General features: G+C 51.6%; 8 protein-coding genes. 7 read left to right on the top strand and 1 reads right to left on the bottom strand.

The annotated features are described in order from the left end of the window. The first annotated feature begins 50 nt into the window (after window positions 1-50). The 4 genes from HF324_RS05805 (at window position 51) to HF324_RS05790 (ending at window position 9,445) form a co-directional block, all read left to right on the top strand. Window positions 51-4,877: a PKD domain-containing protein gene (locus HF324_RS05805; RefSeq protein WP_168862092.1), complete on the top strand. Its 4,827-nt coding sequence runs from the start codon at window positions 51-53 to the stop codon at window positions 4,875-4,877. 125 nt (window positions 4,878-5,002) lie between these two features. Then, window positions 5,003-7,861 carry a PKD domain-containing protein gene (locus tag HF324_RS05800; protein WP_168862091.1) on the top strand — a complete coding sequence of 953 codons (2,859 nt, stop codon included), beginning with the start codon at window positions 5,003-5,005 and terminating at the stop codon, window positions 7,859-7,861. 13 nt (window positions 7,862-7,874) lie between these two features. Then, window positions 7,875-8,906, top strand: a complete 1,032-nt coding sequence (locus tag HF324_RS05795; protein WP_168810356.1) for a PorP/SprF family type IX secretion system membrane protein — start codon at window positions 7,875-7,877, stop codon at window positions 8,904-8,906. A gap of 296 nt (window positions 8,907-9,202) precedes the next feature. After that, the gene (locus HF324_RS05790; RefSeq protein ID WP_168810354.1) at window positions 9,203-9,445 is read left to right on the top strand and encodes a T9SS type A sorting domain-containing protein; all 243 of its coding nucleotides are present in this window, start codon (window positions 9,203-9,205) and stop codon (window positions 9,443-9,445) included. An 80-nt stretch (window positions 9,446-9,525) separates the two neighbouring features. On the opposite strand, the gene HF324_RS05785 is transcribed toward HF324_RS05790, so the two are convergent. Beyond that, window positions 9,526-10,698: a class I SAM-dependent rRNA methyltransferase gene (locus HF324_RS05785; protein WP_168810352.1), complete on the bottom strand. Its 1,173-nt coding sequence runs from the start codon at window positions 10,696-10,698 to the stop codon at window positions 9,526-9,528. 230 nt (window positions 10,699-10,928) lie between these two features. Here HF324_RS05785 and HF324_RS05780 point away from each other — a divergent pair, with 230 nt between their 5' ends. From HF324_RS05780 to HF324_RS05770, 3 genes are all read left to right on the top strand, one after another. Then, window positions 10,929-11,522, top strand: a complete 594-nt coding sequence (locus HF324_RS05780; RefSeq protein ID WP_246269432.1) for a nucleotide exchange factor GrpE — start codon at window positions 10,929-10,931, stop codon at window positions 11,520-11,522. A gap of 110 nt (window positions 11,523-11,632) precedes the next feature. Beyond that, entirely contained in the window at window positions 11,633-12,802 is a 1,170-nt protein-coding gene (gene dnaJ, locus HF324_RS05775; protein WP_168810350.1) for a molecular chaperone DnaJ, read from the top strand. Window positions 12,803-12,942: 140 nt separating this feature from the next. Then, entirely contained in the window at window positions 12,943-13,884 is a 942-nt protein-coding gene (locus HF324_RS05770) for a class I SAM-dependent methyltransferase (protein WP_246269430.1), read from the top strand. Window position 13,885 lies beyond the last annotated feature (1 nt).

Below are 13,885 nucleotides of genomic sequence, written 5' to 3'. Positions count from 1 at the left end.
GCCGATCGACACCTACAGCCCCGATGAAAAACACGAGCATTTCCCTATTTGTGCGCATTAGCATTTTCCTCATCCCGCTGGTCCCTGCCAGTGAGCTGGCAGCACAAAACGTGGAGATACTAACGGATAAAACAAATGGCTGCGCCCCGCTAACGGCGAACTTTAACGGCAAGGCTGATCCGGGCTATACGAAGGTGGAATGGGACTTCGGCATTGGCGCCAGGGTAACCGGCAACCTCTCCCCCTCCAGGATATTTACGGTCCCCGGCACCTATCATGTTACACTAACGGTGGACTATCCGACAACTAAAGTGACCAAATCGGTAGACATTCTCGTTTTTAGCAATCCCCTGGTGGCATTTACCATGGACAACAGCAGCGGTTGTACTCCACTGACTGTTCAATTTAAGGACCAATCCAATCCCGGTCAGGGGACCGCCATAACAAACATACTCTGGAACTTCGGCGACGGAGGCGCTGACCAGGGAACTGTTGTCAGTCACCAGTTCACCGCGCCCGGCATCTATCGCGTCATCAGTCTCGTTACCAACAGCCAGGGATGCAAAGCCACCAGCAATCCGGCAACTGTCACTGTCAAAGAATCACCTGTATTGTCTTTTACAGCAGACCAAACCAAAAGCTGTTCCCCACCGTTCACCGTCACCTTCCGGAATACGTCCACCAACAATACCGGCACTCCTGTTGCTTACAAATGGGATTATGGAGACGGCACCAGCGGCACGGACGATGCTCACACCTATACCCGGGAAGGCAGTTACACCGTAACGCTTATTCCCACAACACCCAACAGCTGCGCAGTTCCCCTGGTAAAAAAGGATTACATCCTGGTCCAAAAAATCGTTCCCGGCTTTTCAGTACAAACAAAATGCCCTGGCGACCTGGTTACGCTGATCAGTACCACAACGCCGGCACCAGACAACGTTACCTGGGTGCTGCCGGATGGCAGCAGCGCCACCGGAGCCACCACCGGATTTATTGCCGGCCCTCCGGGAGACTACACCGTAAAAATGAGTGTAACATTTGGCAGCTGCTCACGGGAACTGACGAAGACTGTCGAAATTGAACCACGCCCGGTAATAGACCCTGTTGGCACACCTGTTCGCGGCTGTATCACTCCTTTTACAACCACCTTCCAGGCGCGGTCGCAGTACGCCAACGCATGGCTATGGGATTTTGGCGATGGCACAACCTCCACCACCCCAAACCCGTCTCATACCTATACCAGCAACGGTCCTTTTCCCGTTACACTGACTGCGGCCAACAGCGTCGGCTGTGCTACCACCGCCACACTGCCCGATTACATTCATATCGGCCTGCCTGTGCTTACCATCTCGCCGTCAGGCGATTCCGGATGTATTCCTTACAAAGTAAGCTTTACGGCCGGCCTCAGTCCCGCGGAAGCAATCACCGGCTACCAGTGGAATTTTGGGGACGGCATCACTTCTACTTTGGCCAATCCTTCCCATACCTATACGCAACAGGGAACTTATACGGTAGCGCTTCGCGCGAAATCCGCCCTGGGCTGCCTGATAGATGCTAACGTCACCTTCCGGGTGGGTACCCCGCCGACAGTTGCCTTTACTGCGTCACCGCCGCAGTCCTGCCCGATGGAACCGGTGCAGTTTACTAACCAGTCCACCCCTAAAGGGCCCGGCGTCACCTATCTTTGGGAGTTCCCGCAGGATAACGCCACCAGCACTGAAGAAAACCCGGTCCACCGGTTTTACCAGCCCGGTTTGCATGATATCCGGCTGACCGTTAACAACAACGGTTGTATCAGTCGGCTGACCCAATCACAGTATGTTAAAATCAAACCGCCAAAAGCCGTATTTACTACTGCGCCCGACTGTAACGACTTTTACCAGCGGAAATTTACTGATCGTTCCGATTTCGGGCCGGAGCCTGTGCTCAAAAGGCAATGGCTGTGGAAATTCGGTGAAGGCGGCGCTACCTCCACACAACAAAACCCCGATTTCCGTTATGCCACTCCCGGCAGAAAAACGGTGACGTTGCTGGTAGACGATGGCGTCTGCAAATCAGAAACGTCTGCAGACATTTATATCATCGATGAGAAACCGCTGCTGCTGCCGGACACAACGCAGATATGCCTTGGCAAGCCATTGCATGCAGGCATAGGTCCGGTAAATCCTGCCAACATCAGGAATTACCTGTGGGACTGGGGAGATGGTACAATACTGGAGCTGTCAGGCACCGACATCGATCCAGCAAAGGGGCTGTCTCATACCTATCAACGGTCTGGCACGTATGTTATTCGCCTCACCCTTGAAGACGCCAACAGATGCAAAAGGATGGCCACCCCTGCAACGATCACGGTACACGGCGCAATGACCAGTTTTAAAGTGGCCGGGATGCCCTGTAAAAACACACCACTGACTTTTACCGACAAATCCACCATAGATGCGGGCAATAAGATTGTCAACTGGACATGGAACTTCGGCGACGGCAGTCCTGACGAAAGCAGCACTACCCAACCGCTGCAAACCACCCATCGGTATACCGACTTTAACGCCTATACTGTTACACTGACAACCACAGATCGCTATGGCTGTCAAACGAAGACGCAGCAGACAATTAACCTGGAAGCCGTTAAAGCAGACTTCTCTGTTCTGTCCGGCATAGCATGCAAAAACAGCCCTGTTACTTTCACCAGTATTTCAACAGGAGATATCGTTCAATACGCATGGGACTTCGGAGACCATTCCACCGGCACCGGCGCCAACCCGGTCAAAACCTATAGCACTCCCGGCGCATATACCGTATCGCTGAAGGTAACATCGCAGACCGGTTGTACAGACCAGACCAGCAAGCCCAATGTCTTACAGGTGCCGGATCCTGTTGCCGATTTTTCATTTCCGCCCATCAGGGAGTTATGTCCGCCGGTGAAAGTATTGTTCACCAACAGCTCCAGCCATTTTACCAGTTCAGTATGGGACTTCGGCGATAACAGCACTTCCACTCAAAACGATCCGGGGGCGCACATCTATGTCCGCGCAAAAACATACAATGTGACACTCACGGTTTATGCTGAGGGTAATTGTTCTTCCAGCAAAACACTTCCATTGACGGTGGAGGGCCCTGACGGAACATTCACCGCCACGCCTGTCAGCGGCTGCGTCCCGCTGCCCGTGAAGATGGCGGCAACAGCCAGCAAAACCGTTGCCTACCAGTGGGATTTTGATGACGGTATTGTACAGACCACCACCCTGCCGGAAGCGCCGCCCCATACGTATTCCCGGCCAGGCATTTATACACCGCGTGTGTCGCTGATGGACAACAGGGGATGTGCCGTTAAAGCCGACGGCGATTTCCGCATCGTGGCAGATAAAATGACCGCCAATTTCACCGTAGACAACAGTGCCGCCTGCGGGGGCGGAAAAGTCCTGTTTAAAAATACCAGTACGTCCGTTACCAACGATCTGCTCCATCTCCCGTATAGCAGTAAATGGATTTACAATGATGGCACTGCTTCCAACAGCCAGGATGGTACTTTTTCCTATCCCGGCCCCGGCACTTTTCAGGTGACACTGGAAACAACCAGCAACTATGGCTGTAAAGACAGTAAAACCCTGCCGGTATCGATTCCTGCGCAACCGCGGCCATCTATCTCGCCAATCCCGGAACTGTGCATTTCCGGCAAGGTGCAACTCCGTGGCGCCGACAACAGCAACCTGCCAGGTACCCGCTGGAAATGGCAACTGGGCAATGGACAGGAGTTCGACGTGCCCATGCCGCCGGACATAGATATCAATACTGCCGGCACCATCCCTGTAACACTAACGATCGCCAATGCTGACGGGTCCTGCCCCGCGGATGCTGGCGCCAATATTGTTGTACATCCGGCTCCCAACCTGCGCCCCACGCCCGCTGAAGCCACTATTTGCAAAGGCGCGTCCCTGCAACTGTCATCCAACACCGATGCAACGACGACCGTCAGCTGGACGCCGTACAATATTTCCGGCGCCACCAGCAAGACTCCCGTGGTAAAGCCAGACCAGGATACCATATACACGGTAAAAGCGGTGAGCGAATTCGGTTGTAAAAACGAGGCAGCGGTGCGGGTCCGGGTAATACCACCTTTTAAAGTATTTGCGCTGGATGCCGGCATTTGTTATGGGAAAAGCGTACAAATGCAGTCAGGCGGAGCTTTCCGATATCAATGGTCACCTTCGGAAGGACTGGACCACCCTGATATAGCCGAACCCGTTGCTGCTCCTTCCCGCACCATCACCTACCGGCTGGTAGGCTTCGATCAGGCCGGATGCTTCACAGATACAGCCTTTGCCAGGGTTGATGTACACCCGGTACCACAGGTAGATGCCGGACAGGACATCGTGGCTTCCACCGGTACACAGATACCCCTCGCTGTCAAAGGAAGCAGCGATATTACTGCTGTTACATGGCAGCCGTCTACCGGTCTGAGTTGCAATGACTGCCTGACACCTGTGGCGACGCTCAGGTCATCCGTCACCTATCGTGTCAGCGTGATGAACCGGTACGGTTGCATCGCCGGGGACGATGTTCATATAACGACCCTTTGCAATGGGGCCAACATCTTCATCCCCAACACATTTTCCCCCAACGGAGATGGAACGAACGATGTTTTCTATATCCGCGGACGCGGCTTGCAGCGTATACGCATTTTCCGGATCTACAACCGCTGGGGACAGGTGATGTTTGAACGTGCCGATCTCTCCACGGATGATGCTTCCACCGGATGGGACGGAAGCTATAAAGGCGTTTTGCTCAATCCCGATGTGTTCATATACTATGCAGAAGTTGTTTGCGATAACGGAGAGTCAACTACTTTGAAAGGAAATATTACACTGATCAGGTAAACGATCCGTCAGCCTCCGGGGCGGCTCCGCTGAAACGTTAGTCCAATGGCTGCCGGACGGGAAAATAAGTCAAAAAAGATTAAATTAATAAATTACATATATAATATTTTTAGTTAATTTGTGGTATGTATCCGTATCCTCTGAAATACCACCAGGTGAAATACCTAAGCATATGGCTGCTTTTGATATTCCTTATGCCGGGCAACCTTCTGTGGGCCCAGCAGGCCGATTTCTCTTACACTGCGGTACCTGCCTCCATGTGCAACCCTGTCACACTTACATTTAAAAATAACAGCACCGGCAATCCCACCGCCTACAGCTGGGACTTTGGTGATGGCAGGACCTCTCACGACGTCAACCCGCAGATCACCTACACGGCGCCCGGTCCCAAAAAGGTGACGCTGGTAGCCACTTTTGCTAACGGCACCAGCACCTACTACCGCACATTCGAAGTAGGCGCCACCCCGCAGGTGGCATTCAGCGCCGATGTGACCAGTAGCTGTAAGCTTTACACCGCTAACTTCACCGATGCCACGCCCAATGCCACGGCCCGTACCTGGGATTTCGGCGATGGCACTGCCCCGGTCACCACCGGCAACGCATTCGTTTCCCACGCCTATACGAAAGCCGGCCAATATGATGTGACCCTGACGGTTACCAACAGCAACGGCTGCCAGTCCATGCTGAAGAAAGCTGCCTACATCACTATCTCCCATCCGGAAATATCCATGGATGCGCCGGTCAGCGGTTGCGTGCCCTATACCGCCGCCCTCAACGCCACTTCCACCAATGATCTCAACGATCCGGTGGCAGAATGGAAATGGAACTTTGGCGATGGCGCCACAGCCAGCACCGCTACCGGCACTACCACACACGCCTATACGCAAACAGGCACCTACCCGGTGACGGTGACCGTCCGCACCAATGGCGGATGCGAGATCAGCAAAACGTTCGATAAACAGGTGCGCACCGGTAATCCGCCGTCAGATGTGAGTTTCACGGCTACCCCCGGCAGCGCCTGTGTAGGCGAGCCGGTACGCCTGCTCGCCAATGCCAGGTACGCTGACAGCTACAGCTGGGACTTCGGCGACGGCACCAAAGAAGAAGTATACGCCAACGACATACGGCATAACTTTGTGGCCAACGGCAGCATCACCATCCATATGAAAGCCGGCAGCAACGGGTGTTACACCCCGGCCGCTCCGGTAACGGTGAACATTACCGGGCCGGTGTCGCAGTTTACCATAGCGCGTGACTGCAATGACAAAAGCAAATTCATCTTCACCAATACCTCCAGCGGCACAACGCCCACTACCACCTACCAGTGGGACTTTGGCGATAATACACCGGTGGTCGGCAGCCAGCATGCCACGCACACATATACAACACCTGACAGGTACACCGTGCGGCTCACGATCAGCGACAACGGCAGCAGCTGCAACCACAGCAGCTTCCAGACCGTATACTATTTCAAAGCCGACTTCTCCGCAGGCGTAAGCTCCATCTGCCGCGGCAGCAAAGCCACCTATGAGGTGCTGAACGTACCGGTAAACCTGGTGGCAGACTACACCTGGCAATTTGGCGACGGCTCCTCCTACACCACCACCGATCAGCACTTCGTGAAAACATGGGCCACTGCCGGTATCTTCACCGACCAGCTGACCATCCGCTATAAAGACGCGGCCTATTGCGACGATATCGTTACCAAAACGGACAATATCAATATCCTGGCGCCCCAGGCGGATTTCAGCACCGCTACGGCCACCTGCGCAGGACAACCGGTGTCCTTCACCAACGCCTCCATGCCTTCGCCCAACATCCCGATTGCAGGCTGGCAGTGGGACTTTGGCAACGGCAAGGTGTCTTCCGCGCAAACACCGCCTGCTACCAGCTATTCCGCTTCCGGCGGATACCCGGTGAAACTGGTGGTCACCGACGCCCGCAACTGTCAGGACTCCGTAACGAAAGAGGTCAATGTCCATCCGACACCTTTCGTAAGGGCGTCTGCCACCCAGCCTAAAATATGCGAAGGCAATACCGTTGCCCTGCATGCCGTATCAGATGCCACCGTGCAGTGGCTCAACGGCGGCAGCCTTAGCTGCGTATATTGCCCGGACCCCGTAGCGTCGCCGGTGACAAACACCCGTTACCTTGTGGAGGCAGCTAACGTACACGGCTGCACGACCAAAGACTCCGTGGATATTGCCGTAGTGCCTAAAGTAAACCTCACCGTCAGCAAAGACACCTTTGCCTGCTATGGTTCTTCCGTGCAGCTTAAAGCCAGCGGCGCCGCTATCTACAACTGGACGCCGGTGACGGGGCTCACCAACAACACCATCGCCAACCCGGTCACTACACCGATCGAAGACATCACCTACCAGGTAACAGGCACCAACGATCCGCTGTGCCCCATGAGCGCCCCCCTGCCGGTAAAAGTGTCTGTGAAACAGGTCCCGAGCGTCAGCGCCGGCAACGACCAGACCGTGATGGCCGGAGATGTGGTACGCCTGATGGCCAACGGCAGCGCCGACATCGTGAAATGGCAATGGTCGCCCGCCGATTACCTCGATAATGCTGCATCACCTTTTACCAATGCCGCCGTCAGAAAATCCATTTCGTACGCAATTACAGGAACTAACCAGTACGGGTGTACGAAAAGTGACGTCATGCGGATCGACCTCGTCTGCAACACCGATCTGATATTTATTCCCAATACTTTCAGTCCCAACGGCGACGGGGTGAACGATCTCTTTTACCTGCGCGGTAAAGGCATCAGCCTGGTGAAATCGTTCCGTATCTTCAACCGCCTCGGACAGGAAGTGTTCCACCGGGAAAACATACAGGTAGAAGATATCAGCGCCGGCTGGAACGGTACGTTCAACGGGCAGCCGCAGGGAGCAGACGTTTACATCTATTTCGTGGAAGCATATTGCGACGCCAATGAATTTTTCCGCCTGAAAGGCAACGTAACATTACTCAGATAATTAAGTGGTTTATATGAAAACGGTATACAAAGTCTTATTGACAGTCATCTGCTTCAGCTGTGGGTTACAGCTCAAAGCGCAGGACATACACCTGTCACAGTTTTATGAAACGCCGATACTGCGCAATCCCGCGCTGATCGGCATTTTCAATGGAGATGTGCGCTTTCAGGCGGTATACCGAAACCAGTGGAACAGTGTGACCATACCTTATCAAACCGGAACTGTCAGCGGCGAAATCAAGTTTCCCGTCGGTAACGGCAACGACTATGTGACAACCGGGCTGCAGCTCACCTATGACCGGGCCGGCACCTCCAAACTACAGTCCACCCAGATCTTCCCGGCGGTCAACTATCACAAGTCGCTCAACGAAGACAAGACAAGTTTTTTGTCCCTCGGTGTCATGGGCGGTTTGGTGCAACGGCAGTTCGACCCCTCCAACATGACATTTAACAACCAGTATACCGGCGGCCGTTTCGATCCGGCTGCCCCTACCGGGGAAGAGGGCAAACTGGCCCTGAAAGGATATAGTTATCTTGATGCCGGCGTGGGCCTAAGCTATAATAGCGTAATCGGGGAAGATGTGGCTTATTTTATCGGCGCAGCGCTGTACCATTTCAACCGGGCCAAGATTTCCTTCTATAACGATAAAAACATTGAACTGGCGCCTAAACTGTCTTTCAATGCAGGTATCACTATTCCGCTCGAGGAGCGTGTAAAGCTGATTGCGCATTACAACCAGCTGCACCAGGGCGGGTATTCAGAGTACATCGGCGGGGCGCTGATTGGTTACGGGCTGATGAACGAGGGGCTGGAATCTACCCGTGCCATTTATGGCGGATTGTTTCTACGCTGGAATGATGCGGTGATCCCGACGGTGAAAATAGATATGGAAAAATTTGAGGTGGCCATGAGCTATGACGCCAATATTTCGCAGTTGAGGACTGCCAGCCAGAGCTTTGGCGGCTTCGAAGTGTCATTGGTTTTCAAGGGTTTTCTTAACAGCCGGAACAGTACCCTGGAGCGTTTAAATTGTCCAAGATTCTAAATCATTGATAAACAATGACTTATTTCACCAAATAAAAATCGTTAAATTTTATGTAAAAATGTAAAAAAACCAACAAAATGGCGTATAGTTTGTTATATTTAGGAGTGAGACATGGAGCTATGGGCGCCGTTATTAACAAACAAAAATTGGGAAATATTTGAATAAAACTTTATTTTTATAATATTATGTGGAAAACCTCTACCCTCATTTTTTTTACTTTCTTCAGCCTCTTATCCCTTGTGGGTAAAGCGCAAAGCGGGTCCCTGCCGAACAATCCGGAGGGGGGTAGGCAAATTGTGAAACTCTATCCCAACCCTGCCACCAATTTTATCAACTTTGAAATTCAACAGCATAATAACGACCGTATATACGATCTTATTGTGTACAATTTTCTCGGAAAGAAAATTGATCAGATAAAAGGCATCAGCAGCCGTACCACTGTCCACCTGGACAACTACTACAATGGTCTTTATATCTTTCAATTACGCGACCAGCGGGGCAACCTGGTGGAATCCGGAAAATTTAACGTAGTAAAATAGCTTTCAGCTATTGACTTTCCCTCGAGCGCACAATTACATTATCCTAAGAAAGCCTATACCGAAAGCTACACTACTTATCCTTACGCGATCTCTACGATCAAAAATTTCAGGTACGTTGTATTCTCTATATTCCTCAAGATGGGGTGGTCCTTTGCCTGTGTCTGAAAGGTAACCTGACGGAGACGTTTTTTGGCGTCCTTTGCTGCCGCATCGATGGTTTCCAGGAACAGTTCCGGGGATACGAGGTTGGTGCAGGAAGCCGTCACCAGGAAACCGCCCTGATTAAGCAGTTTCATGCCCCTGAGGTTAATTTCCTTATACCCTGTTACTGCTTTGCGGATATTTTCGCGGCTTTTGGTGAACGCCGGCGGATCGAGGATGACCACATCAAATTTGCGTTCTTCCCGGGTGTATTGTTTTAACTGGTCGAATGCGTTGACCGCCTGGAACTTGCAAATATCCTGGAGGTTGTTGAGCGCAGCGTTGCGGCGCGCAGTTTCCACGGCATGTTCAGAGATATCCAGTCCCAGCACGCTTTTAGCGCCATAATAGCCGGCATGGCAGGAGAAAGTGCCGGTGTAACAGAAAGCTTCCAGTACATTGGCGTCTTTCACTATCTGGCGGATTTCGCGGCGGTTATCCTGCTGATCGAGGAAATAACCGGTTTTCTGTCCGTTCACGATATCCACATGGAACTTCAGTCCGTTTTCGTTGATGATTACATTGGTATCGAAAGGAGTGCTGAGGAAGCCTTTCTGTTGTTCCATCCCTTCCAGTTCCCTTACCGGCACATCATTCCGTTCATAGATCCCTTTCGGGGAGAAGATACGGTTGAGGGCGTCCACGATGGCAGGTTTCCACTTTTCCATGCCCAACGCCAGAGTTTGCAGCACAAAATAGTCGTTGAACTTATCGATCACCAATGCGGGCAGGTCGTCCGCTTCGCCGAAGACGAGGCGGCAGTTTTCCACATAGCCCAGTTTCTGCCGGTATTCCCAGCATTTGAGCAGGCGGCGGTAGAAGAATTCGGGGTTTATTTCCTCGCTTTTGTCGCGGGTCAGCAGGCGCACCAGTATCTGCGACTGGGGGTTGATATAGCCTCTGCCGAGAAAAGAGCCCTGATGGGTATGTACATCCACGATATCACCCGGAACCACGTCCCCCTTGATTTCGCCCACTTCGTTGCCGAAGATCCAGGGGTGGCCCAGTAATACCCTGTTTTGTATCTGTTTCTTTAAAAAAACTTTGGTCATTGACATTATTTCGAACGGCAAAACTACGCTAAACAATTACGAATTACGAATTACGAATTACGAATTGGGGTAGCCAACCATTCATATTTTAATATTCTAATATAAATAGTTAGTGTAAAACAGCCCTGAATTCGTAATTCGTAATTCGTAATTGATTCTGTCTTTTTGGCGGCCAAACAGCGGTTGGCAAAATAATTGACTAAGCACAATTGCAGATAATCATTACAATTATGACAGAAAAAGACCAAGACATGCAGACAAACGGACAGGCAAACAATGCTGGAGAAAACGAAAAAGGCATGCCTGATTTCAATGCTGAAGAAAATATCAGTGAAACATCTCATATGACTAATGCATTAGAGGTAGAACCGGAAGAGGAACTGATCAAAAAGGACCAGCAACTGAACGAAATGCGGGATAAATACCTCCGTCTGCAGGCTGAGTTTGATAACTTCCGTAAACGCACCGCCAAGGAAAGACTGGAGCTGCTGCAAACCGCAGGTAAAGAAGTTATCATATCTTTGCTGGACGTACTGGATGATTCAGAGCGGGCTGCCAAACAGCTGAGCACTGCCAACGATATCACTTCTCTCAAAGACGGGGTAAACCTGGTATTCAACAAGCTGAAAACCACTATGCAGGCCAAAGGGCTGAAACCTATGGAAAGCCTGCACACCACCTTTGATCCGGACCTGCACGATGCCATTACCGAGATTCCGGCGCCTACGCCAGACCTTCAGGGTAAAGTGGTGGATGTATTACAGGAAGGCTATTACCTGAATGACAAACTGATCCGTCATGCCAAGGTGATAGTGGGTAAATAAGTGACGTGACGATGTGGCATGTACCGCAACGATCGCCTATGCTTGATGTAAAACAATATTTTTTACTGAAAAAAACCGGTGCCCTGCACCGGTTATAAGTGATTTTTATAATGTCTACCAAGAGAGATTATTACGAAATACTGGGTGTTTCCAAGTCCGCCTCCCAGGATGAAATCAAGAAAGCTTACCGGAAGGTGGCCATGCAGTTTCACCCTGACCGCAATCCCAACAATAAGGAGGCGGAAGAAAAGTTCAAAGAAGCAGCCGAAGCCTACGAGGTTTTAAGCGATGCCGACAAACGCGCGCAATATGACCGCTTCGGGCATGCTGGCATGAACGGCGGCCGCAGCGGCGGTTTTGGAGGTGGTGGCATGAACATGGAAGACATCTTCTCCAATTTCGGTGACATTTTCGGTAACGACGATATTTTCGGCAGCTTCTTCGGAGGCGGTGGCCGTGGTGGCGGCGGCGGCCGTCGTGGCCGGGGCACCCGCGGCTCCAACCTGCGTGTGAAAATCCGTCTGACCTACGAAGAAATCGCCAAAGGCGCCAACAAAAAAATCAAAGTAAAGAAATACGTTCCCTGTCAGCACTGTGGCGGCCTGGGCGCGAAAGACAAAAACGCGTTCCAGTCCTGTAACACCTGCGGCGGCTCCGGCCAGGTAAGAAAAGTTACCCAGACCTTCCTCGGCCAGATGCAGACCGTTACCACCTGCCCCACCTGCCACGGCGAAGGCCAGATCATCACCAGCAAATGCGGCCACTGTAAAGGCGAAGGCCGCATGTACGGTGAAGAAATGGTGAGCATCGACATCCCGGCAGGCGTACAGGAAGGCATGCAGCTGAGCATGAGCGGTAAAGGCAATGCCGGCGAAAGAGGCGGCGCACCCGGCGACCTGCTCATTCTCATCGAAGAGGAACCACACCCTGAACTGCAGCGCGATGGCCTCAACGTAGCCTACGACCTCCATATCTCCTTCCCCGATGCCGTATACGGCACCCAGGTGGAAGTACCTACCATCGACGGTAAAGCGAAAATCAAAATACCCGCAGGAACACAAAGCGGTAAAATCTTCCGCCTCAAAGGCAAAGGTTTCCCCTCCGTGAACTCCTATGAAAAAGGTGACCAGCTGATACATGTAAATGTTTGGACACCACAACACGTCAGCGCGGAAGAAAAAGCGATGCTCGACAAACTTCAGACCTCCGACAATTTCAAACCTAATCCGGAAAAATCGGAGAAAGGATTTTTCGAAAAAGTCAGAGACATTTTTAGTTGATTTTCGATTTTTTGATTTTCGAATTCAGATATTTAAAATGCAGCGAAGATCATAGCGAATGATTATAAAAACTCGCTATGGTCTTCGCTGCATTTTAAATATCCAAATCAAAAAATTCGAAAATCCGAAAATATTATGATATGGATTCCAAACTGCAGATGTTCGAGAACCGGCTCACCAAAGTATTCCGGCATATTTCCAAACTGGCAAAACGGCAAAACATCACCTGCTACCGGGTGTATGATGATGATATTCCGGAGTTCCCCTTCAGCATCGAGATGTATGAAGATCATGTGTACATTGCCGAATATCAACGCCGTCACGGGATGGAAGAAGCCGACCACGAAGCCTGGCTCGACACCTGCCTTGAACTGATCAGTAAAGTGCTGAACGTTCCGCCGGCCAATATCTGGGTGAAACAACGGCAACGGAAAGAAAACCGCCAGAGCCAATACGAAAAACTCAGCGGCGAAAGCCATGAAATGACCGTGCACGAAGGCGGCCTGAAGTTCAAGATCAACCTGTCCGATTATCTCGACACCGGCCTTTTCCTCGACCACCGCATCACCCGCAGCATGGTACGCAATGAAGCGAAAGACAAAAAAGTGCTGAACCTCTTCTGCTATACCGGCTCGTTCTCCGTGTACGCTGCCGCCGGCGGCGCCGCGGAAATAACATCTGTGGACCTCTCCAGGACTTACCTTGCCTGGGCCGAAGATAATATGCGGCTCAACGGCTTCGACACCAGCAAACATACTTTTGTGCACGCCGACGTGCTGCAATATCTCGATACCCTTAAACTCAATACCTTCGACCTGGTGATCATGGACCCGCCTACCTTCTCCAACAGCAAGCGGATGAAGGATTTCCTCGACATTCAAAGGGACCATGCTGAACTGCTTAATAAAGTGCTGCTGGCCACCAAAAAAGACGGCGTGGTGTATTTCAGCAATAACTACCGGCGTTTTATACTGGAGGAAGACAAGATCAATGCGGGCAGTATCAGGGATATCACCAATCAAACGCTCCCTTTCGACTTTCAGCAGAAAATGGTGCGTAAATGCTACCGGCTTACCAAATAAG

This window comes from Chitinophaga oryzae, from assembly GCF_012516375.2.
Lineage (GTDB): Bacteria > Bacteroidota > Bacteroidia > Chitinophagales > Chitinophagaceae > Chitinophaga > Chitinophaga oryzae.
This window is presented reverse-complemented; position numbering and strand designations above follow the sequence as displayed.

Coding starts and splice junctions, on each gene's coding strand:
- HF324_RS05770 (WP_246269430.1), top strand. CDS start 12,943: ATGGATTCCAAACTGCAGATGTTCGAGAACCGGCTCACCAAAGTATTC.
- dnaJ (WP_168810350.1), top strand. CDS start 11,633: ATGTCTACCAAGAGAGATTATTACGAAATACTGGGTGTTTCCAAGTCC.
- HF324_RS05800 (WP_168862091.1), top strand. CDS start 5,003: ATGTATCCGTATCCTCTGAAATACCACCAGGTGAAATACCTAAGCATA.
- HF324_RS05780 (WP_246269432.1), top strand. CDS start 10,929: ATGACAGAAAAAGACCAAGACATGCAGACAAACGGACAGGCAAACAAT.
- HF324_RS05785 (WP_168810352.1), bottom strand. CDS start 10,698: ATGACCAAAGTTTTTTTAAAGAAACAGATACAAAACAGGGTATTACTG.
- HF324_RS05795 (WP_168810356.1), top strand. CDS start 7,875: ATGAAAACGGTATACAAAGTCTTATTGACAGTCATCTGCTTCAGCTGT.